This window comes from Cupriavidus sp. 05T42 (assembly GCF_056396345.1).
The window spans coordinates 59,939-85,793 of sequence record NZ_JBFTLH010000018.1; the positions used below are offsets into that span (position 1 = coordinate 59,939).

Consider the following 25,855-nt stretch of genomic DNA (forward strand, 5'->3'; position numbering starts at 1 on the left):
CAAAATCCTAAAAAAAGAATCAGGAGACAAACCGCATGCAACGCAGATCCCTACCTTCGCTGTGTCTCGGCCTGATGGCCACCACGTTGGCCACCACGCTGGCCGCGCCGGCCTTCGCGCAGGAGAACTGGCCCGCCAAGCCCGTCACCATCGTCGTGCCGTTCCCGGCGGGCGGCATGACCGACCTGCTGGCGCGCCGCATCGCCCGTGACATGCAGGCCGAGCTGAAGCAGCCCTTCGTGGTGGACAACCGCGCCGGCGCCAGCGGGCAGATCGGCACCGAGATCGTGGCGCGCGCCAACCCGGACGGCTACACGCTGCTGGTCTCGGCCACGCACCACGTGATCAACCCGGCCATCCGGCCCAAGCTGCCGTACAACGCGTCGAAGGATTTCACGAACATCGCGCTGCTGGCCACCACGCCCAACGTGCTGGTGGTCAACAACAAGGTGCCGGCCAACAATCTCCCCGAGTTCCTGGCCTATGCGAAGAAGCAGACCGAGGGGCTGTCCTACGGCTCGTCGAGCATTGGCGGCGCCACGCATATGTCCGGGGAGCTGCTGCGGCTGATGACGAAGGTGCCGATGACGCACATTCCGTACAAGGGCGCGTCCCCGGCGCTGGCCGACCTGCTGGGCGGCCAGATCCCCGCGCTGTTCCATGACGTGATGACCATGGCGCCGTACGTGAAGGACGGCAAGGTCAAGGCCATCGGCGTGACCTCGGCCAGGCGCAGCGAGGCGCTGCCCAACGTGCCGACCATTGCCGAGCAGGGCGTGCCCGGCTACGAAGCCACCACGTGGATCGGCTTCTACGGCCCGGCCAACCTGCCGCGCGCGCTGGTGGAGAAGCTGAACCACGCAGCGGTCAAGAGCATGAACAGCGCCGAGGCCAAGACCTACCTGACCCAGAACGGCACCAGCCCCGGCGCGCTCAACGCCGAGCAGTTCGGCAGCTTCGTGCAGGCCGAACTCGACAAATGGAAGCGCGTGGCCATCGAGGCCAAGGTCAAGGTGGACTGAGCGATGGCGGATACCAAGGAGCAAGCTTCGTTGTTGTCATTGCTGGCGCCGCGCTCGGTGGCGGTGCTGGGCGCGTCCGACAACCCGATCAAGGCCGGCGGCCGGCCCATCGACTATATGCGGCGCCACGGCTATGCCGGGCGCATCTACCCGGTCAACCCCAAGCGGGCCGAGATCCAGGGCCTGGCGGCTTACCCCGACCTGGCCGCGCTGCCGGACTCGCCCGATGTGGTCGTCATCAGCGTGGCCGGCACCGAGGCCGAGCAGGCCATCGAGCAATGCATCGCGGTGGGGGCCAAGGGCGCGGTGATCTATTCGTCGGGCTTTGCCGAACTGGGCGAGGCCGGCGCGGCGCAGCAGCAGCGGCTCGTGGCGCGGGCCCGCGCCGGCGGCCTGCGGCTGTTCGGGCCGAACACGCAGGGCGTGGCCAACTTCGCCACCGGCGCCGTGCTGCATTTCTCGACCATGATCAACGAGGAAGCGCCGCAGGACGGCCCGGTGGCCATCGTCAGCCAGAGCGGCGCGGGCTCGTCCATCGTCTATGGCGGGCTGCGCCGCAAGGGCATCGGCGTGCGCTACATGGTGGCCACGGGCAACGAGGCCGACGTGACCGCCGCCGAAACGCTGCGCGCGATTGCCGAGGACGACGCCGTGCGCGTGATGCTGCTGTACGTCGAATCCCTGCGCGACCCCGACGTGCTGGCGCAGGCCGCACGGATCGCCCATGCGCGCGATGTGCCGATCCTCGCCGTCAAGGCCGGCCGGACCCGCGCCGGGCAACTGACCGCCAGCTCCCACACCGGGGCGATGGCCGGCGAGGACGCGCTGGCCGATGCCTTCCTGCGTCAGCACGGCATCCTGCGCGTGAACGATTTCCGGGAGTTGTCCGAGTACGCGCAGATCTTCGCGGGCGGCCAGCGGCCGCGTGGCCGCAAGGTGGTGGCGATCAGCAACTCGGGCGCCACCTGCGTGCTGGCGGCGGACGCGGCGGAGTCCCACGGGCTGGACCTGTGCCAGTTCGACGGACCCGGCACCGCCGCGCTGCGCACCGTGCTGCCCGGCTATGTCTCGGCGCGCAATCCCATCGACATGACCACCGCGTTGCTCGGCCAGCCGCAGATCTATGGCCAGACGCTCGACGCCGTGGCGGCCCAGCGGCAGGCCGACCTGATCTTCGTCGGCTTTCCGATTGGCGGCGAAGGCTACGACTTCGACGATTTCTCCGCACAGACCGGGCGCTTTGCTTCGGCCAGCGGCGTGCCGGTGGCGGTCAGCGCCAATCAGGAGTGGGTGGCGCAGGCGTTCCGCGCGCAGGGCGTGCCGGTGTTCGACAGCGAGCGCTCCGCCATGCAGGCGCTGGCGCTGCTGGCCGAATATGGCGAACGCCGCGAGGCGGCGCTGGCCGCGCCCTTGCCGGCTGGCGTGCCGGCAGGAGTACTGACGCACGCGTCCCCCGCCCATGCCCTCGATGAAGTCCGCAGCCTGGCCGAACTCGCGGCGGCGGGCCTGCCCGTGGTGGCGCACCGGCTCTGCCACAGCGCCGACGACGTGCGCCGTGCCGTGTCCGAACTGGGCGCGCCGGTGGTGGCCAAGGGTGTGTCCCCGGACATCACGCACAAATCCGAGCACGGGCTGGTGAAGCTGAACCTGTCCGGCGAGGCCGCCGCCGTGGCTGCCTTCGACGAGATCGACCAGATCCTGCACAGGATGGAAGTCCGCCACGGCGGCGTGCTGCTGGCGCGCCAGCAACGCGGCGCGTTCGAACTGGCCGTGGGCGCCCATATCGATCCGGCCTACGGCCCGGTGGTGATGGTCGGGCAGGGTGGCGTGCTGGTGGAAGCGCTGCAGGACGTGCAATTCCTCGTCGCGCCGTTCACGGCCAGTCAGGCGCGGGCCGCCATCGGCCGGCTGCGCATCGCCCCGGCGTTCGCCGCGCTGCGCGGCATGGAAGCGGTGGACCTCGACCAACTGGCCGACATGCTGGTCCGTCTGGGCGACTGGATGGTCGCGGCGCGCGGCACGGTGCATTCGGTCGATGCCAACCCGGTGATCGTCGCCCGTGGGGCGGTGGCGCCGGTGCTGGTCGATGCGGTGGTGATCCGCGCAGGAGAGACGGCATGAACGACACCATCAAGGTCCGCACGCTGCGCCGCGTGCTGGTGGCCAACCGGGGCGCCGTGGCAGCACGCGGGATCCGCGCGCTGCGCCAGCTCGGCATCGCCTCGGTGGCGGTCTACTCGGACGCCGACGCGGGCCTGCCCTACCTGCGCGAGGCCGATATGGCCGTGCGCATCGGCGAGGCGGCGCCGCTGGACAGCTATCTGCATCAGCAAAAGCTGCTCGATGTCGCCCGGGAGACCGGCGCGGACGGCGTGCACCCCGGCTATGGCTTCCTGTCGGAAAACGCCGACTTCGCCGAACGGGTGGAGGCGGCGGGGCTCTGCTTTATCGGCCCGTCGCCCGCCTGGATCCGCCGTCTGGGCCACAAGACGCAGGCGCGCGACTTCATGGCCGGCCACGGCATGCCGATGGCGCCGAGTTCCGGCGTGCTGCCGGACGACATGGCCGTCGTGGCTGCCGCCGCCGAGCAGATCGGCTACCCGGTGCTGATCAAGCCGGCTGGCGGTGGCGGGGGCATCGGCATGCTGCCGGTGCGCGATGCGCAAGGGCTGGCCGCCGCGTGGCAGCAGGCCCGCTCGGTGGCGCAGCGCAGCTTCGGGCAGGCGGAGCTGTATCTGGAAAAGCTGATGGAGCAGCCGCGCCACATCGAATTCCAGGTCTTGGCGGACCGCTACGGCGGCGTGCGCATTGTGGGCGAGCGTGACTGCTCGGTGCAGCGCCGTCATCAGAAAGTGTTGGAAGAAGCCCCCGCGCCGGGCTTGTCGGGCGAGGCGGTGGCCGCCATGCGCGAGCGGCTGGCCACGCTGCTGGGCCACGTCGGCTACGACGTGATCGGCACCGTGGAGATGCTGCACACACCCGAGACCGGCTTTGTCTTCCTGGAGATGAACACGCGGCTCCAGGTGKAGCATGCGGTGACCGAGCAGGTGACCGGCATCGACATCGTGGCCGCGCAGGTGCGGCTGGCCTGCGGCGAGCGGATCGACGCCGTGCTGCCGGCCCCCACGCGCCAGCAGGGCCACGCCATCGAGGCCCGCGTCTACGCCGAAGACCCGGTGCGCTTCTTCCCGTCGCCGGGGCCGCTGGACACCTTCGTGCCGCCGCAGGCGCCCGGCATCCGCGTGGAGACCGGCTACGCGCAGGGCCAGCGCGTGACGCCGTACTACGACCCGATGATCGCAAAGGTCATCGCCACCGGCAGCGACCGCGCCGACGCCATCCGGCGCCTGCGTGCCGCGCTGGAGGCGTTCCAGATTGCCGGGGTCAAGACCAACCTGCCGTTCCTGCTGCGCGTGCTGGCCCACCCCGATTTCGCCGATGCCCGCATCGACACGGCCCTGACCCAGCGCGTGCTGGCCACGCCGCTCCAGACGCCTACGCCGAAGCAACCCGAAACCCTTACCGAAAGAGCAGCCTGATGCCCCAGATCGACGCCGCAGTCAGCGGCCATGTGTCCTCCATCGCCATCGAAGCCGGCGCCACCATCTCCGCCGGGGATGTCCTGATGATCATCGAGTCGATGAAGATGGAAATCCCGCTCGAAGCCGAGGCGGATGGCGTGGTCAAGGCCATCCTGGTCCAGCCCGGCGACGCCGTGACCGAGGGCCAGCCGGTGGTGGAGGTCGAGTAACGCGCCAAGGCTCCGGGGGCCTTACTCGATCGTCACCTTGCCATCCTTGACCAGCTTGGCGAACTTGGCGGTCTCGTCGTCGATGCGCTTGGCGAACGCTGCCGAATCGCTGGGCATCGGCTCGGCGCCGGCGGCCAGCATGCGCTGCTGGAAGTCCGGCGAATTGACGATTTCCACGATCTTCGCGCTGAGCTGGGCGACGATGGGCTTGGGCGTGGCCGCCGGCGCCAGGATGCCGAACCACGTGCCGATATCGAAGCCCTTCAGGCCGGCTTCTTCCATGGTCGGCACGTCCGGCAGCACGCTGGAACGCTTGGCCGTGGTCACGGCCAGCGCGCGCAGCTTGCCGGCCTTGATGTGCGGCAGCACCGGGGTCAGCGTGTCGAAGGACATCGTCACCTGTCCGCCCAGCAGGTCGGTGGTCAGCGGGCCGCTGCCTTTATAGGGCACGTGCAGCAGCGGGGCGCCCGTGGCGGTCTGGAACTGCGTGCCGATCAGGTGTTGGGCGGTGCCGTTGCCGTTGGAGCCGTAGGCGAACTCGGTGGGCGACTTCTTGGCCAGCGCCACCAGCTCGGCCACGGTCTTGGCCGGGGTCTTGGCGGGATTGATCACCAGCACATTGGGCACCATCGCCACGGTGGAGATCGGCGCCAGGTCTTTCTGGAAGTTGTACGGCAGCTTCTTGTAGACGCTGGTGGCGATGGTGTGGTGGACGGCGCCCATCAACAGTGTGTAGCCGTCCGGGCGGGCCTTGGCCACGTAGTCCGCGCCCACCGTGGCGCCGGCGCCGGGCCGGTTCTCCACGATCACGGGCTGGCCCAGCTTCTTGGAAAGCTGGTCGCCGATGGCGCGCGCGAGTACGTCGGTGGTGCCACCGGAGGGGAACGGCACGATCAGGCTGATCGGCTTGGTCGGCCATTCCTGCGCCACGCACAGGGCGGAGGCCCCGGCGCCCAGCATCAGCAGCGCGGCACGGAGGAAGCGGGGAAGCGTTTGGGAAGTCGGCATGGTCTGTCTCCTGTATTTATGATTTGTGATTTATTGCTCACTAATAGCGAGATCACTCGCTGACGGCAACACCTGCAAACCCGGTACGCGCAGCGCGGCGCGTCCCGCGAAGGTGGCCGCGCAGCCCAGTTCCGCCTCGATATAGAGCAGGCGGTTGTACTTGGCGACGCGGTCGGAGCGGCACAGCGAGCCGGTCTTGATCTGCGTGGCTGCCGTGCAGACGCTGAGGTCGGCAATGGTCGTGTCCTCGGTCTCGCCGGAGCGATGCGAGATGACCGAGGCGTAGCCGGCCGCCTCCGCCATGTCGATGGCGTTCAGCGTCTCGGTCAGCGTGCCGATCTGGTTGGGCTTGATCAGGATCGCGTTGGCGGCCCCGCAGTCGATGCCCTGCCGCAGGATCGCCGTGTTGGTGACGAAGAGGTCGTCGCCCACCAGCTGCACGCGCTGGCCCAGCCGCTCGGTCAGCAACTGCCAGCCGGCCCAGTCGCCCTCGGCCATGCCGTCCTCGATGGTGACGATGGGGTACTGATCGACCCACTTGGCCAGCAGGTCGACAAAACCGTCCGCCGAATAGGACCGGCCTTCGGACTGCAACTCGTACCGCCCGTCGCGATGGAACTCCGAACTGGCGACGTCCAGCCCCAGCGCGATGTCCCGCCCGGCCTGGAACCCGGCCTGTTCGATGGCGCGCAGGATGATCTCCAGCGCGTGCTCGTTCGATGCGAGGTCCGGCGCGAAGCCACCTTCGTCGCCCACGGCGGTGGAAAGCCCCTGCGCCTTGAGCACCGCCTTGAGCGTGTGGAAGATCTCCGCGCCCCAACGCAGGGACTCGGAGAACGACGGGGCGCCCACCGGCAGGATCATGAACTCCTGCATGTCCACGCTGTTGTCGGCATGGGCCCCGCCATTGATGATGTTCATCATCGGCAGCGGCAGGCGGGCGTCGCGGCGCTGGCCTCCGATGGTCCGATAAAGCGGCACGCCGGCCGAAGCCGCCGCCGCCTTCGCGGTGGCCAGCGACACCGCCAGCAGCGCGTTGGCGCCGAGCCGGGACTTCTCTGGCGTGCCGTCGAGCCGGATCAGGCAGTCGTCCACCGCCGCCTGGTCTGCCGCCGGCATGCCGGCCAGCGTGCGGGCGATATCGAYGTCGATATGGGCCACGGCCTTGCGCACGCCCTTGCCGAAGTAGCGCCGGGGGTCGCCGTCGCGCAKCTCCAGCGCCTCGCGGGCGCCGGTGGAGGCGCCCGACGGCGCCGCCGCAAAGCCTTGCGAGCCGTCCGACAGCCGCACCTGCGCCGCCACGGTGGGGTTGCCGCGCGAGTCGAGGATCTCGTAGCCGCGAATGTCCTGGATGATGGGCATGGGGGGGTCCTAACGAAATAGCAACTTACTGGACCTGCGCGATTCGCAGCAGATTGGTGGTGCCGGCTACCGCGAAGGGCAGCCCGGCGGAAATCACGATCGAGTCGCCGGCCGCGCCGAAGCCCTCCTTGCGCACGGTCTGGCTGGCCAATTCGGTCATCTCGACCACATCGACCACCTCGTGGCACAGCACCGCGTGTACGCCCCAGGCCAGCGCCAGCCGGCGCGCGGTGGCCATGCGGGGGGTCATGCCGAGGATGGGCACCTCGGGGCGCTCGCGCGCCATGCGCAGCGCCGAGTAGCCGGAACTGGTGTAGGCCACCGTCGCCGGGGACTTCAGCAGCCCGGCCACATGGCGCACCGCCAGCCCGATGGCGTCGGCGGCCTCCGCGCGCGGCGGGGTGTGGGAGGCCTGGATGGCATCGTGATAGAGCGGGTCCGACTCGGTGCGCGAGATGATGCTGTTCATCATCCGCACGGCCTCCACCGGATACCTGCCCGAGGCCGATTCGGCGGACAGCATCACCGCATCGGCGCCGTCGTACACGGCCGTGGCGACGTCCGAGGCTTCCGCGCGGGTCGGCACCGGCGAGGCGATCATCGATTCCAGCATCTGCGTGGCCACGATCACCGGCTTGCCGGCCTTGCGGCAGGCCCGCAGGATCTGCTTCTGCAGCGAGGGCACCAGCTCGGCCGGCATCTCCACGCCAAGGTCGCCGCGCGCCACCATCACGGCATCCGATTCGGCGACGATGGCCTCCAGGCTCTGGATGGCCGCCGGCTTCTCCAGCTTGGCGACGATGCCGGCGCGGTCCTTGACGATGTCCTTGATCTCCAGGATGTCCTCGGGCCGCTGCACGAAGGACAGGGCGATCCAGTCCACGCCGAGCGTCAGGCCGAACTCCAGGTCGCGCCGGTCCTTCTCGGTCATGGCCGACAGGGGCAGCACCACGCCGGGCACGTTGACGCCCTTGCGGTCGGACAGCGTCCCGCCATTGACCACGGTGGTCTCGGCGAAGTCCTTGCCGCAGCGCTCCACGCGCAGGCGGATCTTGCCGTCATCGAGCAGCAACTCGGTCCCTTCCTGCAGCGCTGCGAAGATTTCCGGGTGGGGCAGGCTGACCCGGCTGGCGGTGCCGGCCACGGTGGCGTCGAGGTCGAGCCGGAAGCTGGCGTCGGCGGCCAGCTGGATCGGGCCATCGGCAAACGTGCCGATGCGCAGCTTGGGGCCTTGCAGGTCCAGCAGCACGCCGATGGGGCGGCCACGGTCCCGTTCCACGGCGCGGATGGTGTCCAGCCGCTGCTTGTGGTCGGCGTGGCTGCCGTGGCTGAAGTTGAGCCGGAATACGTCGGCGCCGGCTTCGAACAGCGCGTCGATGACTTCCGGCGACGTGCTCGCGGGGCCCAGTGTGGCCACGATCTTGGCATTGCGGGTGCGTCTCATCTTGTTACTCCATTCACCGCGCGATCAGGATGGCGCGGAAGTCATTGACATTGGTCAAGGTCGGCCCGGTGACAACCGCATCGCCGAGCGCCTCGAAGAAACCGTGGCCATCGTTGGCCGCCAGCGCGTCCTGCGGGCGGATGCCGAGTTGCCAGGCGCGCGCCAGCGTGTCCGGGCCGGCCAGCGCGCCGGCGATTTCCTCCTGGCCGTCCACGCCATCGGTATCGCCCGCAATGGCATGCACGCCCGGTTCGCCACGCAGCGTCAGCGCCAGCGAGAGCAGGTATTCCACATTCCGCCCGCCGCGCCCGTTGCCGCGCACGGTGACGGTCGTCTCGCCGCCCGAGAGCAGCACGCAGGGCGCCGTGAACGGCTGGCCGTGCCGCGCCACTTCCAGTGCCAGACCGCCCATGACCTTGCCGACATCGCGCGCCTCGCCCTCGATGGCATCGCCCAGGAGGTAGGCGCGCAGGCCGGCGCGGCGTGCCACGGCGGCGGCAGCTTCCAGCGCCAGCCGGGGCGTGGCGATCAGCGTGGTGTCGATGGGCGGCAGGCGGGCATCGCCGGGTTTGATGGACTCGGACGCGTCCGAATCGAGCACGGCCAGCACATGCGGCGGCACGTCGATGCCGTAGCGCCGGACGATGGCCAGCGCGTCGGCCCGGGTGGTCGGGTCCGGCACGGTGGGGCCGGAGGCGATGTCGATGGGGTCATCGCCGGGCACATCGGACAACAGCAGGTTGCAGACCCGCGCCGGATGGCAGGCCGCGGCGAGGCGCCCGCCCTTGATCGCCGACAGGTGCCGGCGCACGGTGTTCATCTCGGTGATGGTCGCGCCGGACTTCAGCAGCGACTGGTTGACCGCCTGCTTGTCCGCGAGCGACATGCCGGCCAGCGGCAGCGGCAGCAGCGCGGAGCCGCCGCCCGAGATCAGGCAGATGACGAGGTCGTCCTCGGTCAGCCCGGACACCCGTTCCAGCATGCGCTGCGCGGCGTGGAAGCCGGCGGCGTCCGGCACCGGATGGGCGGCCTCGACGATCTCGATGCGCGCGCACTCCACCGCGTAGCCGTAGCGCGTGACMACCAGCCCTTCCAGCGGATGGGGCCAGGCATCTTCCAGCGCGCGGGCCATGGCCGCCGACGCCTTGCCGGCCCCGATCACGATGGTCCGGCCAGGAGACGGTGGCGGCGGGGGCAGGTGGGCGGCCAGCGTGCGCGCGGGCTGGGCGGCGTGGATGGCCGCCTCGAACATCTCGCGAAGCAGTTGGCGGGCCTGGGGGGTGTCCATGGCGGGGCTCGGGGTCATCGGATCAATGGAGGAGCGAGKCATGGGCATCGCCGATGCGGGCCAGCCGGGCGCCGACCGTGGAGGTAGCCGGCTCGGGCTGGTCAGGGATCAGCGCGTCGGGGTCATCGGACAGCTTGCCGTCCAGCGCGTMCTGCAACTGCTGCTGATCCACCGCGCCCACCCAGCGGGCGATGGCGACCGTGCCCACGGCATTGCCGATGGTGTTGGTAATGGCGCGCGCCTCGGACATGAAGCGGTCCACGCCGAGCAGCAGCACCATGCCGGCCACCGGGATCGTGCCCAGCGAGGCCAGCGTCGCCGCCAGCGTGATAAAGCCGGAGCCGGTGACGCCGGCGGAGCCCTTCGAGGTCAGCAGCAGCACCCCCAGCACCACGAACTGGTCGGTCAGCGAGAGCGGCGTGTTGGTGGCCTGGGCGATGAAGATGGCGGCCATGGTGTAGTAGATGCACTGGCCGTCCGGGTTGAAGGTCAGCCCGGCGGGCACCACCAGCCCGACTACCGGCTTGGACACCCCGGCCTTCTCCAGCTTGCCCATCAGCTGCGGCACCACGGATTCGGACGAACTGGTGCCCAGCACCGTGAACAGCTCGTCGCGGATATAGCGCAGGAACTTCCACAGGCTGAAGCCGGAGAGCCGTGCCACGCCGTTCAGCACGATGGCCACGAACAGGAAGCACGTGATGTACATCGTCCCCATCAGCTTGCCGAGCGAGACCACCGAGCCCAGCCCGTACTTGCCGACCGTGAAGGCCATGGCGCCGAAGGCGGCCAGCGGGGCCAGCCGCATGACCATGCCGACCACGCTGAAGATGCCGTGCACGAAGGAATCGAGGAAATCGACCACCGGCTTGGCGCGGGGGCCGATATGGGACAGGGCGATGCCGAACAGCGTGGCGAAGACCAGGATCTGCAGGATGTCGTTGCGGGCCAGCGCGTCGATGATGCTGGTCGGCACCAGGTTCATCAGGAAATCGATAAACGAATGTGACTTTTCAGCCGCATGGGTGTAGGTGGCGATGGCCTTGGTGTCGAGGTGCGCCGGGTCGATATTCATGCCGCGCCCCGGCTGCACCAGATTCACCACGATCAGCCCGAGCACCAGCGCGAAAGTCGACAGCAGTTCGAAGTACAGCAGCGCGCGCACGCCCACCCGCCCCAGCTCCTTCATGTTCTCCATGCGGGCGATGCCCAGCACCACGGTGGCGAAGATGATCGGCGCGAAGACCATCTTGATGAGCTTGATAAATACGTCGCCGAGCGGCTTGAGGTCGCTGCCGAGTTGGGGTGCCCAGACACCCAGTGCCACACCGGCGGCAACGCCGATCAACACCTGGACGTAGAGCTTTCCCAGTAGCTTTCGAATCATGGCTGTCTCCTGCACATTCGAATCTGGCGCGCCTGCGGACCGGCTCTGATGGCCGTTTTTTAGCGTCCGCAGGGCAGCGCGAGCCGCGATCCGGCTCGCAAGGGCCGCCCGGCCAAATGCCGGGACGGCGAGGGGGCGGGAGGGTTAAGCCGCCTTGGCCTGCTTGTTGGCGGCCAGGTAGTCGCAGACCGCCTTGGTCACCTGGACCGTGGTGGCCTTGCCGCCGAGGTCGCCGGTGTGGAGGGCCGGGTTGGCGGTCACGGCCTCGATGGCGGCCATCACGCGCTTGGCGGCGGCGTCTTCGCCCAGGTGTTCGAGCAGCATCACCACGGACCAGAAGGTGCCCACCGGATTGGCGAGGCCCTTGCCCATGATGTCGAAGGCGGAACCGTGGATCGGCTCGAACATCGACGGGTAGCGGCGTTCCGGGTCGATATTGCCGGTGGGCGCGATGCCGAGGCTGCCGGCCAGCGCGGCGGCGAGGTCGCTCAGGATGTCCGCGTGGAGGTTGGTGGCGACGATGGTGTCCAGCGTCTTCGGGCGGTTGACCATGCGCGCGGTGGCGGCATCGACCAGTTCCTTGTCCCAGGTCACGTCCGGGAAGTCCTTGGCCACTTCCACGGCCACCTCGTCCCACATCACCATGGCGTGGCGCTGGGCGTTGGACTTGGTGATCACGGTCAGCAGCTTGCGCGGACGCGATTGCGCCAGCTTGAAGGCGTAGCGCAGGATGCGCTCCACGCCCACGCGGGTCATCATCGACACATCGGTGGCCGCCTCGATCGGGTGGCCCTGGTGCACGCGGCCGCCTACGCCCGAGTACTCGCCTTCCGAGTTTTCACGCACGATCACCCAGTTCAGGTCCTCCGGGGCGCAGCGCTTGAGCGGGCCGTCGATGCCGGGCAGGATGCGCGTCGGGCGCACGTTGGCGTACTGGTCGAAGCCCTGGCAGATCTTCAGGCGCAGGCCCCACAGCGTGATGTGGTCGGGAATCTGGTTGTCGCCGGCCGAGCCGAACAGGATGGCGTCCTTGCCGCGCAGCGCGTCCAGGCCATCGGCGGGCATCATCACGCCGTGCTGGCGGTAGTAGTCGCCGCCCCAGTCGAAGTTTTCGAATTCGAACTGGAAGCCGGCGCCACCAGCGGCCAGCGCTTCCATCACTTCACGGCCGGCGGGAACCACTTCCTTGCCAATGCCGTCACCGGGGATCGTGGCGATCTTGTACGTCTTCATCTTGTGTCTCCTGGTCAGAATCATCGCTGTAGTGCGTGGGACGGATTCTTGACCGTGGACGCGGTGTTGGATCGACGCTAAAGTTAAACCATCTTTAACCTGACATTAACAATGCCATGAGCGCGACGAGCGGCATTCAACCGTCCGAACTGGGCTTTTTCGCGGCGGTGGCCACGGCGGGCAGCCTGAGCGCGGCGGCGCGGGATCTTGGGATCTCGACGGCGGCGGTCAGCAAGCGGCTGGCCCAGATGGAGGCGCGCATCGGCATGCCGCTGCTGACGCGGACCACGCGCCGGATGGGGCTGACGCCCGAGGGGGAGGTGTTCCTGGAGCACGCGCGGCGCATCCTGGGCGAGATCGACGACCTGAGCCAGTTGCTGACCAGCGCCAAGGGGCGGCCGAGCGGCCTGCTGCGCGTGAACGCCACGCTGGGCTTTGGCCGCATGCATGTGGCGCCGGTCATCGCCGAGTACAGCCGGACCTACCCCGATGTCGATGTGCAGCTCCAGCTGTCGGCGGATCCGCCGCCGCTGACGGAGGATGCCTTCGATGTCTGCGTGCGGTTCGGGGAGCCGCCCGACGCGCGGATCATCGCCAAATTCCTGGCCCCGAACCGGCGCCTGCTGTGCGCCTCGCCCAAATACCTGCGCGAGCACGGCGTCCCGGCCACGCCGGGGGATCTGGCGCGGCACAACTGCATCGGCATCCGGCAGGGCAGCGATGCCTACGGGGTGTGGCGGCTGACCTCGGGCAAGGGCGCCAAGCAGCGCACCGAGGCGATCCATGTGCGTGGCAATTTGACGACCAATGACGGCGAAATCGCCGTGCAGTGGGCGCTGGAGGGCCATGGCATCGTGATGCGCGCCGAATGGGATATCGAGCGCTACCTGCGCAGCGGGCGGCTGGTGCAGGTGTTGCCGCACTACGCCACCCCCGAGGCGAACATCTATGCCGTCTACCAGCAACGGCACCAGTTGTCGTCGCGCATCCGCCTGTTCGTGGAGTTCCTCGGCTCGAAGTTCAGCGAGTTTGGAACCTGATCAGGCTTGCTTGACTACTCGATCGATGCCCGCAGGCTGCTCAACCGGTCCAGCGCCTGGCGCAATTCGGCGGTCAGTTCGGCGACCAGCGCGCCGGCGGGCAGGGCGCGGGCGAGCGGTACGGCCTGGCCGGCCCATTGTGCGGCGAACTCGCTGACGCCCTTGGCCTTGGCGGCGGCGTGGAGCGCCTTGCCGGCGTCGTAGGTGACGGGATAGTCGGGAATCGCGGGGGCGCCCGGCGCCACGCCGAGGGCGGTGAAGCGGCTGGTGAAGCCACGCGCGGCGCGGCCGGAAATCGCCCGCGTCAGCGTGGTGGCGCGCGGCTCGGCGGCGGTCAGGGCGGCGCGGTAGGCGGCGTCTGCCGATGATTCATCGCACGCCACGAAGGCGGTGCCCAGTTGCGCGGCCTGCGCGCCCAGTGCCAGCGCGGCGGCAATGCCGGCGCCGTCCATGATGCCGCCGGCGGCGATCACCGGCAGGCTGGTACGCGTCACCAGCACCCGCACCAGCGCCAGCGTGCCCAGTCCTTCGTCATCGCCCTCCGGATCGAACACGCCACGGTGCCCGCCGGCCTCGATGCCCTGCGCGATGATGCCGTCGATGCCCGCCGCTTCGATCTGGCGCGCCTCCCGCAGCGAGGTGGCGCTGGCCAGCAGGAGGATGCCGGCGGCCCGCAGCGCATCGATCTTCTCTTGCGCCGGCAGCCCGAAATGGAAGCTGACGACCGCCGGCTTTTCTTCCAGCAGCATCTGATACATCGCCTCGTCGGCCACGAAGCTCTTGTAGATCTCGCGCAGGCCGGCAGGCGGCGTGGCGCCGAATTCGGCGAACTGCGGCGTCAGGTATTGCAGCCAGGCGGCCTCCCGCGCCGCATCGGCCTGGGCCGGGGCGTGGCAGAACAGGTTGATATGGAAGGGCTTGGCGGTCAGCGCGCGGGTCTCGCGGATGACCTTGCGGGCGCCTTCGGCGTCCATCGCCCCAACGCCGAGCGAGCCCAGGCCGCCGGCTTCGGACACGGCGGCGGCCATGGCCGGCGTGCTGACGCCAGCCATCGGCGCCTGGATGATCGGCGTGGCGAGGTTGAGGAGGGAAACCAGATTGCGGGCGGCGGTGTTCATGGCTGGGCTTCAGGTTAGGTGGGCGATGAAGGGGATGGGCCTTGCTGCAATTCCCGCAGGAACGCCGTGTAGGCCGAGGTGGCGAAGCCGGCGCGCTTCACCAGGAAAGTGTGGACGGTGCGGACCGGCACGGTCTGGAGGTGGGCCATTTCGCGATGCACCGCCAGCAGCGAGCGCGGCACGATGCCCACCGCCGACCCGGCGGCCACATAGGCCAGGATGGCGTGGTAGGACGGCAGGTCGATCACCGAGAGCCGGCGGCGCATGTCGTCGCCCGCCTGCTCCAGCCAGTCTTCGGCACATTGGCGGTAGGTGCAGCCGCGCGCGAAGGCGGCGAGCTGGTGCAGCGTGACGTCCTGCGGCTGGCGCACCGGCGGGTGCGTGGCGGGCAGCACCAGCACCAGTTCCTCGGTTTGCAGGTAGGTGCCGTCGAGGCCGTCGCCCATTTCGGTCAGTTCGATGTCGGCTGGCGCGCCCGTGCCCGGATGTGCCACCACGGCGCAGTCGAGCCGATGGCCGAGCACGGCATCGACCAGCGCCTGCGAGGTGCCCGTGGTCAGCTTCAACGCCACGTCCGGCCAGCGCGCGTGGAAGGCGCCGAGCGGGCGGGGCAGCAGCGTGGCTGCCGAGCTTTCCATCGAACCAAGCCGCAGCGGGCCGCTTGGCGCATCCGTGCGCATCGACTGCCGCGCCTCGTCGGCCAGCGCCAGCAGGCGGTCGGCATAGTCGAGCAGGCGGAGGCCTTCCGGGGTGAGCAACATCTTCTTGCTATCGCGCTGGAACAGGCTGACGCCGAGGCTCTCCTCGAGCTGCTTCACGCGGGTGGTCACGTTCGACTGCACCCGGTCGAGCCGCTTGGCGGCGCGTGTGATGCTTTGCTCACGCGCCACCGCCCGGAAGATCTCTAATTCTGCCAGTTCCACGATTTACGTTCTTCAAACAAGAATGAAAGTAGATGAAGTATCGTGAATGAAGAACGTCAAGTCAAGGGAATGACTTGGGGTAACCAGCCGCTTAGTGGCCGGCGCTCTGGCCGCCATCGACGTGCAGGATCTCGCCCGTCACGAACGAGGCGCTTTCCAGGAACAGCACGGCTTCGGCGATATCGCCCATTTCGCCCATATGGCCCACCGGGTGCAGTGCGCCGAGTGCCTCATGGGTTTCCGGCGCATGCATCGGGGACTTGATGATGCCGGGCGACACGGCGTTCACGCGGATGCCGGTCTTGGCGTACTCGATGGCCAGGGACTTGGTGGCGGCGTTGATGCCACCCTTGGTCAGCGAGGCCAGCACCGACGGCACGCCGGCGATGGCGTGATCGACCAGGCTGGTGGTGATGCTGACCACGTGGCCGCTGCGCTGCTTTTCCATCTCGGCGATGGCCAGCTGGGTGATGTGGAAGAAGCCGGACAGGTTCACGTTGGTCACGGCGGCGTAGTCCTGCGCGGTGTACTGCGTGAACGGCTTGGCGACGAAGATGCCGGCGTTGTTGACCAGCGAGTMGATGCGGCCGAAGGCTTCCAGCGCCGTGGCCACCACGCGGCGGGCGGTGTCGGGGTCGCCGATGTCGCCGGGGACGATGGCGATATCGGGATCGTCGGTCGGCTTGATATTGCGCGCCGTGGCCACCACGCGGTAGCCGCGTGCACGGTAGGCCTTGACCAATTCGGCGCCGATGCCTTGGGATGCGCCAGTCACGATGACAACTTTTTGCGAGGACATTTCAGATTCTCCTGGTAGGGGTTCGGCGTGTTTGCCTTGGGCTCAAATCTAGTGGAGCCGGCCCCAACGAAGAAGGCATCGCCCACATCAACAGTTTTGCGTGGCGGGAACAAGTCGGGAGGACGGGCGGGAAGGCAAAAAAAACGCGCGCCGGCGGGGAGCCGGACGCGCGCGCTTAGGGGAGCTTAGGGGAGCTTAGGGGAGCTTAGGGGGAGCTTAGGAGATCGAACTACTTGATGTCTGGCGCTGGGCGTTTAGCGCTTAGCGCTTGTCCACGTCCAGCACGGCCTGGGCGAACGCCACCGGCGCTTCCTGCGGCAGGTTGTGGCCGATGCCGCCGGTCAGGTCGCGGTGCTCATAGCGGCCCGTGAACTTGCTGGCATAGGCGCTGGGCTTGGGGTGGGGCGCGCCGTTGGCGTCGCCTTCCATGGTGATGGTCGGGATGCTGATGGTCGGCGCGGTGGCCAGGCGCTTCTCGAGATCGTCGAACTTCGGCTCGCCCTTGACCAGGTCCTGCCGCCAGCGGTAGTTGTGGATGGTGATGGCCACGTGGTCGGGGTTGTCGAAGGCGGTGGCGCTGCGGTTGAAGGTGGCATCGTCGAAATCCCACTTCGGCGACGCCAGCTTCCAGATCAGCTTGGCGAAGTCGTGCGTGTACTTCTGATAGCCGGCCGCGCCACGGTCCGTGGCGAAGTAGAACTGGTACCACCATTGCAGCTCGGCTTCCGGCGGCAGCGGCAGCTTGCCTGCGGCCTGGCTACCGATCAGGTAKCCGCTGACCGAGACCAGGCCCCGGCAGCGGTCCGGCCACAGTGCGGCCATGATGTCGGCGGTACGCGCGCCCCAGTCGAAGCCGGCGACGACGGCGGTCTGGATCTTGAGGGCGTCCATCAGTGCGATCATGTCGGCGGCAATCGCCGACGGCTGGCCGTTGCGCATGGTGTCCGGCGAGAGGAAAGTGGTCGTCCCGTTGCCGCGCAGGTAGGGCATGATCACCCGGTAGCCACGCGAGGCCAGCAGCGGCGCCACATCGACAAAGGCGTAGATGTCGTACGGCCAGCCGTGCAGCAGCAGGGCCACGGGGCCATTGGCCGGGCCGGCTTCGGCGTAGCCCACGTTGAGCACGCCGGCCTGGATCTGCTTGAGCGGAGCGAAGCTGGTGTGGCTGCCCGGCTTGGAGGCCGGCAGCGCGGCGGCCTTGGTGATGGCGGACTGCGCCTGTGCGGCCTGCGACAGCGTCAGTTGCGCGGCGGCCAGCGTTGCGGCGGCGGCGCCCAGGAAACCACGACGGGGCAAATCGATTTTTTCCGACATATTGTTCCTCTCTCCTCGGGTCAGTGATGAACTGACACGAAGTCTATGAGGCCATGGCAAGTGCCATGTGTCGGAATGCACGGTTTTTGTATCGCTGTGTATATGGCGATGCCTGACTGACACGCGGATGCAGAAACCGGGGCTCCCCTAGAGCCGTCGATGGGCGAAATGCCCGCGCCGGGCCCCGGCCATCAGGGTGGCGAACTGCTCGGTGCTCATGTGCACTACCTCGTCGCGATCCCCGGCTTCGAAGTAGACATCGGGATGGGTCATCAGGCTGTCATCGAGCCAGGTCTGCGTGCCGTAGGCCATGCCGACCGGGGGCAGCGCGCCAGGGTCGCAGTCCCGGAACACCTCGTGCACGCCTTCCGTACGCGCCCGGGCCAACTGGCGACCGGTCTGTTCGCAGATTTCCGAGAGTTTCAGGTGATGGGTGGCGGGGATCACGGCGGCGAGGTAGCCCCGGTTGTCCTCCAGCAGCACCGTGCGGGCCAGCCGGTCGCCGGGAATCGATATCGGCCGGGCTGGCGCCGCGCCATCGGGGCTGCCGTGCCGGTGCACGGTCTCGAACTCGCTCTGCGTCTTGCTCAGGCACCTTGCGAGGGCGGTGGACATGGTCATGAGGGCAACCTCCGAGCGTGGGGCGCTACAGTTGTCTGGAGTACGGGAACTATAGGACAAGCGCCTGACGGCATTTGGTTGGGGCTAACCCGAGCATGGCGGGGGGCGGGGAGGTGACCCGGGTGGCCCATAGCAAGCCGCTATCGCGACGATTGCAATCGTCACATTTGGTTGACGGCGGCTCTCAACTATATTTTGTGTGCGGCAGGCTTGCCGAGGCAGGCCCACGTGGAAGCGTCGACGCGGAAAGACTAGAACTAGCGTTGGGTACCCCCCAAAGGAGATCGCATGTCTTACGAAAAGTGTCCCTTCAACCATGCCGCCGGAGGCGGCACCACCAACAAGGACTGGTGGCCACAGCAGTTGCGGCTGGATCTGCTCAGCCAGCACTCGGACAAGTCCAATCCCCTGGACAAGAGCTTCAACTATGCCGAGGCGTTCAAGACCCTCGACCTCGCCGCGGTCAAGAAAGACCTGACGGCACTGATGACCGACTCGCAGGACTGGTGGCCGGCGGACTTCGGTCACTACGGCGGGTTGTTCATCCGCATGGCCTGGCACAGCGCCGGCACCTACCGCATCGGCGATGGCCGGGGGGGTGGCGGGCGCGGCCAGCAACGGTTCGCCCCGCTCAACAGCTGGCCGGACAACGTGAGCCTGGACAAGGCGCGCCGGCTGCTCTGGCCGATCAAGCAGAAGTACGGGCAGAAGCTTTCCTGGGCGGACCTGATGATCCTGTCCGGCAACGTCGCCCTGGAAAGCATGGGATTCAAGACCTTCGGCTTCGCCGGGGGCCGCGAAGATACCTGGGAACCGGACCAGGACGTGTATTGGGGGAATGAAAAGACCTGGCTGGGCGGCGAAGTCCGCTATGGCAAGGGCGCGGCGGGCAAGGATGACGATGGTGGCGTACTGGTGGCTGACGTCGAGAAGCACGGCCAGGAATCCAGCCGGACCGATCCCGGCCGCTACCTCGAGAATCCGCTCGGCGCGGTGCAGATGGGCCTGATCTATGTCAATCCGGAAGGGCCCGACGGCAATCCGGACCCCATCGCCGCCGCGTATGACATCCGCGATACCTTCGGCCGGATGGCCATGGATGACGAGGAAACCGTGGCGCTGATCGCCGGCGGCCACAGCTTCGGCAAGACCCACGGCGCCGCGCACCCCGAGAACGTGGGCGACGAACCGGAGTCCGCCGAACTGGAACTGCAGGGTTTGGGCTGGCGCAACAAGTTCGGCACTGGCTGCGGCCCGGACACCATCACCAGCGGCCTGGAAGTCACCTGGTCGAATACGCCGACGCAGTGGGGGAACAGCTTCTTCGAGAACCTCTTCAACTTCGAATACGAGCTGACCAAGAGCCCGGCCGGCGCCAATCAGTGGATCGCCAAGGACGCACCGGAGTCGGTGCCGCACGCCTATGACCCGGCCAAGAAGCTCAAGCCGACGATGCTGACCACGGACCTGTCGCTGCGCTTCGACCCCATCTACGAGAAGATCTCGCGGCGCTTCAAGGACGACCCGCAGGCGTTTGCCGATGCCTTCGCCCGTGCGTGGTTCAAGCTGACCCACCGCGACATGGGCCCGCGCGCGCGCTATCTCGGCCCGGAAGTTCCGGCCGAGGAACTGCTCTGGCAGGACCCGATCCCGCCGGTGGACCATCCGCTGGTCAATGACCAGGATGTGGCGGGGCTCAAGCAGAAGATCCTGGCTTCKGGGCTGTCGGTCTCGGAACTGGTGTCCACGGCCTGGGCGTCGGCGTCGACCTTCCGCGGTTCGGACAAGCGCGGCGGGGCCAACGGGGCGCGCATCCGCCTGGCGCCGCAGAAGGACTGGACGGCCAACAATCCGGATCAACTCGGCAAGGTGCTGAAGACGCTGGAAGGCATCCAGAGCGCGTTCAACGGTGCGCAGTCGGGCGGCAAGAAGATCTCGATGGCGGACCTGATCGTGCTGGCGGGCGGCGCCGGCATCGAGAAGGCGGCGGAAGCGGGCGGACAGAAACTGACCGTGCCGTTCACGCCGGGCCGCATGGATGCGTCGCAGGACAAGACCGACGTCCAGTCGGTGGGCGCCCTGGAGCCGAAGGCCGATGGCTTCCGCAACTACCTCGACGCGAAGGTGCAAGCACCGGCCGAAGCCATGCTGATCGACAAGGCGCAACTGCTGACCCTCACCGCCCCGGAAATGACGGCGCTGGTCGGCGGCCTGCGCGTGTTGAAGGTGCAGAGCGGCAAGGATGCCCACGGCGTGTTCACCGATCGCCCGGAAACGCTGACCAACGACTTCTTCCGCAACCTGCTCGATATGGGCGTGCAGTGGAAGCCGGTGTCACGGAATGTGTTCGAGGGTAGCGACAAGTCCGGCAAGGTCCGCTGGACCGGCACGCGCGTGGATCTGGTGTTCGGCTCGCACTCGCAGCTGCGGGCGCTGGCCGAGGTCTACGCCAGTGAAGACGGCAAGGAGAAGTTCGCCAAGGACTTCGTGGCGGCGTGGGTCAAGGTGATGAACCTGGACCGGTTTGACCTGAAGAAGTAAGGGGGGAAGGGCGCCGGACGAAGGGTMCGGCGCCCCCGCCTCAGGCTGCCACGCCCACGGCAAGCCCCATCGATTCCGCCACCGCCGGCGTATTCGCCGCCTCGGCACCATCGACATCAAGCCACTGGCTGACCGCCCCCCGTACCGTCTGTGCCAGCGCCTGCTTGCGGCGCCAGGCGGAACGCTTCTTCGAGGCGATTTCGGCGATGTCGCGCTCGGGCTGCCGCACGGGGATCTCGATATTGCCGGCGGCGTCTGGCGTGCCGTGGTACTCCATCCAGAATCCCTCGTAGTCGCACTGGATCTCGCGCGGCGTATGGCGCTGGCGGCCGACGTGATTCGCCCGGGACACCGCCGTCACGCGGCGCGCGCCGATATGGCCGGCGAAGGCCAGCAGCGCTTCCATGACCACGTCCTTGGGGCGCAGGCCCTCGCAGGCGCGCGTGGCGATGCGGATGCGCTCCCGGGCGGTCTCGCCCATCGTGCCCTGCAGGCCGCCGATGAACACCTCGGGGCCGGCCGGGCCCTGGCGCAGGTAGAAACTCAGTTGGGCGAGGCAGATGCCGGCTTCCTGGTCGATCCAGTAGAACGCCAGTTCGCCTTCCTTGGGATTGGGACCGGGATCGGCCAGGCGCAGCTGGTAGCCGCCGTCCGCCGAGGTCCAGGTCAGGCCGCCTGACATATAGATACGGTCGCAGACGCAGGCCGGCACCATCGCGGCCATGACGGCGTAGTGCTCGATCATCAGCCGGGCGCGCTCGTAGAAACACAGGCCCAGCGCGCCGAGCGGGCGGAACGGCTTCTCCAGCACCAACGGCCGGGCCGTGGCCACCCGTTGCAGCAGCACGCAGGACGCCGCTGCGCCCAACCACAGGCGGGCGGCATTGCCACGCGTGGCCGCCACGGCCAGCAGCCGCAGGCGTCGAGACAGCCACTTTCGGCTGCCCGACGGGTAACAGATCGACGACACCGAGGCCACGGCAGTCAAATATTTCAGATACCGGGCCGGAAAATGCTCAAAACGTCCCGCTGCGTCGGCTTGGGAAAGCMCCCGCAAGGTCAAAAATGTTGCTTGCACGACTTAACGCTCCCCTGATTCACGCGCCGTTCCTTCGATGGGAACTGGCTGCGCATATGGCTTCCCTGTCCGCAACGCCCAAAATGAGCGCCAGGTATGGCTAGCCCGTCACTTTTTTCTTGTCGTGCGGGGTGTGCAGGCCGGCTCGTAATATTTCGTAACGCTTTGAAATATTGCCGGTTGACAGGGGGATACCCGGGGGATGCCTTCTTTTGGGGAATACCTCCGGCAATCCTCCTTCGGGGGGATGTGTCGCTTAAGACATAAATCGGACACACAGCGTTAAAATCCTCGCCGCCGCGCATGCCAGCATAGGGATGCCGGGGGGTCCAAGACATCGAAAAATCAAAAGCAATTTTTGGGGAAATCCATGAAGAGGATGGGAAATCTGGTGGCCTGCGTCATGCTGGCCGGGGTTCTGGCCGCCTGTGGTGGCGGTGATGGGGATGGCGGCAGCGCGCTGAACGTCAGCGCCACAGGCAGCCAGACGCAGGGCACCAGCGTCGGTGCGGGGGGGAGCACCACGCTGAACGTGCAGTCGAGCGACTTTATTCGTCTGCAAACCAGCCAGCCGGTGCGCTGGCAGGCAGTGATCACGAGCGACAAGACGACGGTCACCAACCAGGTGCTGACCGAGACCCAGTGGTCCGGCAATCTGGTCAGCCCCACGGGCGACGCCATCACCCTGACGGCGACGCAGGTCAGCGATCCGTCCAAGGTGTTCACGCTGAAGATCGCCGTGGCGCCGCAGCGCTACAACGGCGTGGCGTACAAGGTGGGCGAGGTGGCGACGTTTGCGGAGACGCAAGTCCGCTTCAACGGCACCACGACGACCGAGAACCTGGCCTACACCATCGCCTCCGTGAGCAACGGGCGGGCGATGATCACCAGCGCCGACGCCATCACGAACGCGCCCGACACCAGCTACGTGCAGGACCTGGATCGCAACCGCCTGTCGCGCACGTACACCAACGGCAATGTGTGCACGTATTCGCCCAAACGCACGCTCTATGAGCTGCCGCTCTACGTCGGCAAGACCTGGACCGGCGCGTGGGACTACGCTTGCCAGATGGGTTACACCGAAAAGGGCGCGGTGGTCGGCAAGGTGGAAACGTATGAAAGCATCACGACGCCGGCTGGCACGTTCAACGCGCTGCGTCTCGCTTTCACGATCACGTACACCAACTCGAACGACACCCAGCTGCCCAATGGCGCCGCGGGCAACGCCACCTACAAGGAGACGATCCTGGGCTGGTGGGCGCCGGACCTGGGCCGCATTGTCAAGTGGCAGTCGAACTATTCCTATGCAACGGGTTTCGCAAATCCGACGTATATGACGACGTACACGCAGACGCTGACCAGCCTCCGTTGATCGCTCGCTGACGAAGCACAAAGTAGTAGGGCTCCCCGCAACGGGGAGCCTGATCACCGCCCGGCGATTCTCAGGTAGCCTATGCCGGGCACACCTGCCCGCCTGACCGCCCACGCCATGCCCACCGCCATCCGCAACGCGCTTGTCTGGATCTTCGATGCATTCGAGCGGGATCCCACCTACGTCTGCAAACGGATGTTTGGCAGCGATGCCGCCTACATCGACGGGAACCTGTGCCTGATCGCGGCGGATCGCGACGACCCGTGGAACGGGCTGCTGGTTTGCACCTCCCACGAGCACCACGCCGCGCTGATCGCGGACATGCCGGCCTTGCGGCCGCACCCGGTGCTAGGCAAATGGCTGTATGTGCCCCAGACCGATCCGGCGTTCGAGGAAGCTGCCGAATGGCTGGTGGCACGCGTGTTCGAACGGGATGCACGCGTGGGCGTAGAGCCGAAGCCCTCCCGGCGGCGGAAGGGATCGATGCTGCCGAAGAACGGTTAGGGGAGGTCTCACGATACCGAACGGATCGTGCCGCCGTCGACGCGGATCGTGGCGCCGCTGACATAGTCGGCGTATCGGCTGCACAGGTAGGCGACGGCGGCGGCGATCTCCTCGGGGCGGCCCAGGCGCCCGACATCGTTGGGCACCATGTCGCGGACGCAGCCCCGCTCGATCTCTTCCCAGCTGTCTCCCCAGCCGTGGTGCGGCGCGATCGATTCGAGCAGGCTTTTGACCGCCGGCACAAGGATGGCCCCGGGGGCGACGATGTTCGACGTCACACCGGTACGCTTCAGTTCGCGAGCCAGCGATACCGCGAGGTTATGGCGCGCGGCGAGCGACGCGTTGTAGTCCGGCAGGCCGGCCCCCGGTTGGCCCGCCAGGCCGCCGCCGATCTGGATCACGCGCCCCCAGCCGCGCTCGCGCATCGCGGGGACGAACCGCTGGATCATCCGCACGGCGGACAGGACATTAGCCTCGAAGGTCTCGGTCCATTGGTCGGGCACGGCAGTCGTCCAGTTCAAATGCTGGTAGCGGCCCGCGTTGTTGACCAGGATGTCGACAGGGCCGCCTTTGCGGACCTGCGTGGCGACGGCATCGGCGCCGGCATCGGTGGAAAGGTCGCCCAGGGCCAACCCGGCCATCCCGCCTCTGCCGGCGTGACGGCGATGCTGGTCAATCGTTACTTCGGATCGAAAGACCAACTKTTCGAGGAGGTGGTGGATACGGTGCTGGCCGCGCCCGGCATCGTGACGGCGGAGGTCATGGACGATCGGCCCGCCATGCAGGCGTTTTGCAGGGCGCTGGCGCGCGGCTTGGTGACGCGGACCATGCCCGAGGTCACGCCGATGGACGGTTTCCTGATCATGCTGCGTTCGGCAAATAGTCCGAAGGCTTCGGCGATTCTGCGCGGCAAGTTCGAGCAGGTTTTCGCACAGCCGCTGGCCGCGCGGCTACCCGGGCCCCAGGCTGGCCAACGCGCCGCGATGCTGCTGGCCGTGATTGCGGGCGTTCAACTCATGCGCCAGGTGGTTGAGATGGCGGGGCTGACTGAAGCGGATCCGGAGGACTTTGCCGTCCAACTGGAGGGGATTTTCTGCTTGCTGGCCGGGATTACGCCTGAAACTGTTCGACCAGGAAATCGATAAAGGCCCTGGCTCGGGCGGTTTGATTCCGGCGCTGGGAGTAATACACGAACAGGTCAGCGGAGGGGATCTTGTCATCGGGCAGGACGACGCGGAGGCGTCCGCTCTCGAGATACTTGGCCAGATCCCATTCCGAGCGAATCAGGATGCCGTGACCGTCCAGCGCCCACCCCAGGACAATATCTCCGTCATTACTMGATAGCGCGCCATCCACCTTGACGGTCTCCTGACGACCGTCATGTTCCAGACGCCATACGCCGTAGGCGTCGTCATTTTGTCGATGGACAATGCAGCGGTGGTGGGCAAGGTCCGCCGGCGATTTTGGGGTGCCATGCCGCTCCAGGTAGCCCKGCGACGCGCAAAGGAATCGTCGGTTCGACATAATGCGCCGCGCGGCCAGGCGGGTGTCCGGCAGGGTCCCAAAACGGATCGCCAGGTCGAAACCGCTTTCGACGAGATCCACCGGGCGGTCAGTCACTTCCAGCTGGACTTCGACGTGCGCATAGCGCCGTGCGAATTMCGAGACCAGCGGTGCGATGGTGGTTCGACCGAAGCCCAGTGAGGCATTCACTTTCAATAGCCCGCGTGGCTCGGCGCCGCTGCTCGATACGACGTTCTCCATTTCCCTGAGGTCCGCCAGGATGCGTGTGGCATAGGCGAGATAGGTCTCGCCTTCGTTCGTCAAGCTGATGCTGCGGGTCGTGCGGTTCACCAGCCGTACGCCCAGGCGACTCTCCATTATGGCAAGCCGCTTGGTCGCCGCGGGAGGCGTGAGATCCAGCTCCCGCGCCGCGCCCGAGAGGCTGCCCAGCTTGGCCACCAGGACAAAGAACTCAAGCTCCGAGGCAACGTCAGTTTTCACTTGGATTTAATAATGTTTTGAATTGGATTCAATTCTAGAGCATGGT

The 25,855-nt window shown here is 67.4% G+C and carries 23 protein-coding genes; 9 read left to right on the top strand and 14 right to left on the bottom strand.

Annotation, left to right across the window (positions count from 1 at the left end; translation table 11 throughout):
• The first annotated feature begins 35 nt into the window (after positions 1-35).
• Genes AC1EJR_RS21475 through AC1EJR_RS21490 form a run of 4 tightly spaced genes read left to right on the top strand, consistent with a single transcriptional unit; the run spans position 36 to position 4,773 of the window.
• A complete protein-coding gene (locus tag AC1EJR_RS21475; protein ID WP_092301197.1) occupies positions 36-1,022 on the top strand; it encodes a tripartite tricarboxylate transporter substrate binding protein in 987 nt (328 codons plus the stop codon).
• 3 nt (positions 1,023-1,025) lie between these two features.
• Complete coding sequence (locus AC1EJR_RS21480) at positions 1,026-3,143, top strand: acetate--CoA ligase family protein (RefSeq protein ID WP_454757062.1); 2,118 nt, start codon at positions 1,026-1,028, stop codon at positions 3,141-3,143.
• On the top strand, positions 3,140-4,561 hold the full coding sequence (locus AC1EJR_RS21485; RefSeq protein WP_477147537.1) for an acetyl-CoA carboxylase biotin carboxylase subunit: 1,422 nt from the start codon (positions 3,140-3,142) through the stop codon (positions 4,559-4,561). The genes AC1EJR_RS21480 and AC1EJR_RS21485 overlap by 4 nt, the downstream gene beginning before the upstream one ends.
• Positions 4,561-4,773 carry an acyl-CoA carboxylase biotin carboxyl carrier protein subunit gene (locus AC1EJR_RS21490; protein WP_092301205.1) on the top strand — a complete coding sequence of 71 codons (213 nt, stop codon included), beginning with the start codon at positions 4,561-4,563 and terminating at the stop codon, positions 4,771-4,773. The genes AC1EJR_RS21485 and AC1EJR_RS21490 overlap by 1 nt, the downstream gene beginning before the upstream one ends.
• A gap of 21 nt (positions 4,774-4,794) precedes the next feature.
• On the opposite strand, the gene AC1EJR_RS21495 is transcribed toward AC1EJR_RS21490, so the two are convergent.
• The 6 genes from AC1EJR_RS21495 to AC1EJR_RS21520 all read right to left on the bottom strand — a co-directional run bounded on the left by AC1EJR_RS21495 (position 4,795) and on the right by AC1EJR_RS21520 (position 12,495).
• Positions 4,795-5,733, bottom strand: coding sequence for a tripartite tricarboxylate transporter substrate binding protein (locus AC1EJR_RS21495; RefSeq protein WP_255370985.1), 939 nt, complete (start codon positions 5,731-5,733; stop codon positions 4,795-4,797).
• Positions 5,734-5,811: 78 nt separating this feature from the next.
• A complete protein-coding gene (eno, locus tag AC1EJR_RS21500; RefSeq protein WP_477147538.1) occupies positions 5,812-7,143 on the bottom strand; it encodes a phosphopyruvate hydratase in 1,332 nt (443 codons plus the stop codon).
• Positions 7,144-7,168: 25 nt separating this feature from the next.
• A complete protein-coding gene (pyk, locus tag AC1EJR_RS21505; RefSeq protein ID WP_092301214.1) occupies positions 7,169-8,587 on the bottom strand; it encodes a pyruvate kinase in 1,419 nt (472 codons plus the stop codon).
• A gap of 13 nt (positions 8,588-8,600) precedes the next feature.
• Positions 8,601-9,875, bottom strand: a complete 1,275-nt coding sequence (locus AC1EJR_RS21510; RefSeq protein ID WP_477110705.1) for a glycerate kinase type-2 family protein — start codon at positions 9,873-9,875, stop codon at positions 8,601-8,603.
• Between the two features lie 22 nt (positions 9,876-9,897).
• The gene (locus AC1EJR_RS21515) at positions 9,898-11,262 is read right to left on the bottom strand and encodes a dicarboxylate/amino acid:cation symporter (protein WP_477147539.1); all 1,365 of its coding nucleotides are present in this window, start codon (positions 11,260-11,262) and stop codon (positions 9,898-9,900) included.
• Positions 11,263-11,406: 144 nt separating this feature from the next.
• A complete protein-coding gene (locus AC1EJR_RS21520) occupies positions 11,407-12,495 on the bottom strand; it encodes a tartrate dehydrogenase (protein WP_092301220.1) in 1,089 nt (362 codons plus the stop codon).
• 116 nt (positions 12,496-12,611) lie between these two features.
• Here AC1EJR_RS21520 and AC1EJR_RS21525 point away from each other — a divergent pair, with 116 nt between their 5' ends.
• The gene (locus AC1EJR_RS21525) at positions 12,612-13,535 is read left to right on the top strand and encodes a LysR family transcriptional regulator (RefSeq protein ID WP_144195318.1); all 924 of its coding nucleotides are present in this window, start codon (positions 12,612-12,614) and stop codon (positions 13,533-13,535) included.
• 14 nt (positions 13,536-13,549) lie between these two features.
• On the opposite strand, the gene AC1EJR_RS21530 is transcribed toward AC1EJR_RS21525, so the two are convergent.
• The 5 genes from AC1EJR_RS21530 to AC1EJR_RS21550 all read right to left on the bottom strand — a co-directional run bounded on the left by AC1EJR_RS21530 (position 13,550) and on the right by AC1EJR_RS21550 (position 18,310).
• On the bottom strand, positions 13,550-14,653 hold the full coding sequence (locus AC1EJR_RS21530; RefSeq protein WP_092301226.1) for an NAD(P)H-dependent flavin oxidoreductase: 1,104 nt from the start codon (positions 14,651-14,653) through the stop codon (positions 13,550-13,552).
• 14 nt (positions 14,654-14,667) lie between these two features.
• A complete protein-coding gene (locus AC1EJR_RS21535; RefSeq protein WP_092301229.1) occupies positions 14,668-15,576 on the bottom strand; it encodes a LysR substrate-binding domain-containing protein in 909 nt (302 codons plus the stop codon).
• A 91-nt stretch (positions 15,577-15,667) separates the two neighbouring features.
• Complete coding sequence (locus AC1EJR_RS21540) at positions 15,668-16,375, bottom strand: SDR family NAD(P)-dependent oxidoreductase (RefSeq protein WP_477147540.1); 708 nt, start codon at positions 16,373-16,375, stop codon at positions 15,668-15,670.
• Positions 16,376-16,636: 261 nt separating this feature from the next.
• Complete coding sequence (locus tag AC1EJR_RS21545; protein ID WP_477113678.1) at positions 16,637-17,689, bottom strand: alpha/beta fold hydrolase; 1,053 nt, start codon at positions 17,687-17,689, stop codon at positions 16,637-16,639.
• Between the two features lie 147 nt (positions 17,690-17,836).
• A complete protein-coding gene (locus tag AC1EJR_RS21550) occupies positions 17,837-18,310 on the bottom strand; it encodes an aminoacyl-tRNA deacylase (protein WP_092301238.1) in 474 nt (157 codons plus the stop codon).
• Positions 18,311-18,598: 288 nt separating this feature from the next.
• On the opposite strand from AC1EJR_RS21550, the gene katG reads away from it, so the two are divergent.
• Positions 18,599-20,851, top strand: a complete 2,253-nt coding sequence (gene katG / locus AC1EJR_RS21555; RefSeq protein ID WP_092301241.1) for a catalase/peroxidase HPI — start codon at positions 18,599-18,601, stop codon at positions 20,849-20,851.
• 40 nt (positions 20,852-20,891) lie between these two features.
• On the opposite strand, the gene AC1EJR_RS21560 is transcribed toward katG, so the two are convergent.
• Positions 20,892-21,830, bottom strand: coding sequence for a VirK/YbjX family protein (locus tag AC1EJR_RS21560; RefSeq protein ID WP_092301331.1), 939 nt, complete (start codon positions 21,828-21,830; stop codon positions 20,892-20,894).
• 469 nt (positions 21,831-22,299) lie between these two features.
• Between AC1EJR_RS21560 and AC1EJR_RS21565 the strand changes: the two genes are divergently transcribed.
• On the top strand, positions 22,300-23,301 hold the full coding sequence (locus tag AC1EJR_RS21565) for a hypothetical protein (protein WP_477106590.1): 1,002 nt from the start codon (positions 22,300-22,302) through the stop codon (positions 23,299-23,301).
• A gap of 117 nt (positions 23,302-23,418) precedes the next feature.
• Entirely contained in the window at positions 23,419-23,805 is a 387-nt protein-coding gene (locus AC1EJR_RS21570) for a hypothetical protein (RefSeq protein WP_092301334.1), read from the top strand.
• Positions 23,806-23,813: 8 nt separating this feature from the next.
• Here AC1EJR_RS21570 and AC1EJR_RS21575 read toward each other — a convergent pair whose 3' ends face one another.
• The gene (locus AC1EJR_RS21575; protein ID WP_477113679.1) at positions 23,814-24,446 is read right to left on the bottom strand and encodes an SDR family NAD(P)-dependent oxidoreductase; all 633 of its coding nucleotides are present in this window, start codon (positions 24,444-24,446) and stop codon (positions 23,814-23,816) included.
• A gap of 24 nt (positions 24,447-24,470) precedes the next feature.
• On the opposite strand from AC1EJR_RS21575, the gene AC1EJR_RS21580 reads away from it, so the two are divergent.
• Positions 24,471-24,950 carry a TetR/AcrR family transcriptional regulator gene (locus AC1EJR_RS21580; RefSeq protein WP_477113680.1) on the top strand — a complete coding sequence of 160 codons (480 nt, stop codon included), beginning with the start codon at positions 24,471-24,473 and terminating at the stop codon, positions 24,948-24,950.
• Here AC1EJR_RS21580 and AC1EJR_RS21585 read toward each other — a convergent pair.
• Positions 24,916-25,809 carry a LysR family transcriptional regulator gene (locus tag AC1EJR_RS21585; protein WP_477147541.1) on the bottom strand — a complete coding sequence of 298 codons (894 nt, stop codon included), beginning with the start codon at positions 25,807-25,809 and terminating at the stop codon, positions 24,916-24,918. The two genes, AC1EJR_RS21580 and AC1EJR_RS21585, sit on opposite strands and share 35 nt — an antisense overlap.
• Between the last annotated feature and the right edge of the window lie 46 nt (positions 25,810-25,855).

What these genes read in the sequence shown, in the direction of transcription:
- AC1EJR_RS21475 (WP_092301197.1), top strand. Translation starts at nt 36, where the DNA reads ATGCAACGCAGATCCCTACCTTCGCTGTGTCTCGGCCTGATGGCCACC.
- AC1EJR_RS21565 (WP_477106590.1), top strand. Translation starts at nt 22,300, where the DNA reads ATGAAGAGGATGGGAAATCTGGTGGCCTGCGTCATGCTGGCCGGGGTT.
- AC1EJR_RS21525 (WP_144195318.1), top strand. Translation starts at nt 12,612, where the DNA reads ATGAGCGCGACGAGCGGCATTCAACCGTCCGAACTGGGCTTTTTCGCG.
- AC1EJR_RS21550 (WP_092301238.1), bottom strand. Translation starts at nt 18,310, where the DNA reads ATGACCATGTCCACCGCCCTCGCAAGGTGCCTGAGCAAGACGCAGAGC.
- AC1EJR_RS21530 (WP_092301226.1), bottom strand. Translation starts at nt 14,653, where the DNA reads ATGAACACCGCCGCCCGCAATCTGGTTTCCCTCCTCAACCTCGCCACG.
- AC1EJR_RS21495 (WP_255370985.1), bottom strand. Translation starts at nt 5,733, where the DNA reads ATGCTGGGCGCCGGGGCCTCCGCCCTGTGCGTGGCGCAGGAATGGCCG.
- AC1EJR_RS21575 (WP_477113679.1), bottom strand. Translation starts at nt 24,446, where the DNA reads ATGGCCGGGTTGGCCCTGGGCGACCTTTCCACCGATGCCGGCGCCGAT.
- pyk (WP_092301214.1), bottom strand. Translation starts at nt 8,587, where the DNA reads ATGAGACGCACCCGCAATGCCAAGATCGTGGCCACACTGGGCCCCGCG.
- AC1EJR_RS21570 (WP_092301334.1), top strand. Translation starts at nt 23,419, where the DNA reads ATGCCCACCGCCATCCGCAACGCGCTTGTCTGGATCTTCGATGCATTC.
- AC1EJR_RS21520 (WP_092301220.1), bottom strand. Translation starts at nt 12,495, where the DNA reads ATGAAGACGTACAAGATCGCCACGATCCCCGGTGACGGCATTGGCAAG.
- AC1EJR_RS21490 (WP_092301205.1), top strand. Translation starts at nt 4,561, where the DNA reads ATGCCCCAGATCGACGCCGCAGTCAGCGGCCATGTGTCCTCCATCGCC.
- AC1EJR_RS21480 (WP_454757062.1), top strand. Translation starts at nt 1,026, where the DNA reads ATGGCGGATACCAAGGAGCAAGCTTCGTTGTTGTCATTGCTGGCGCCG.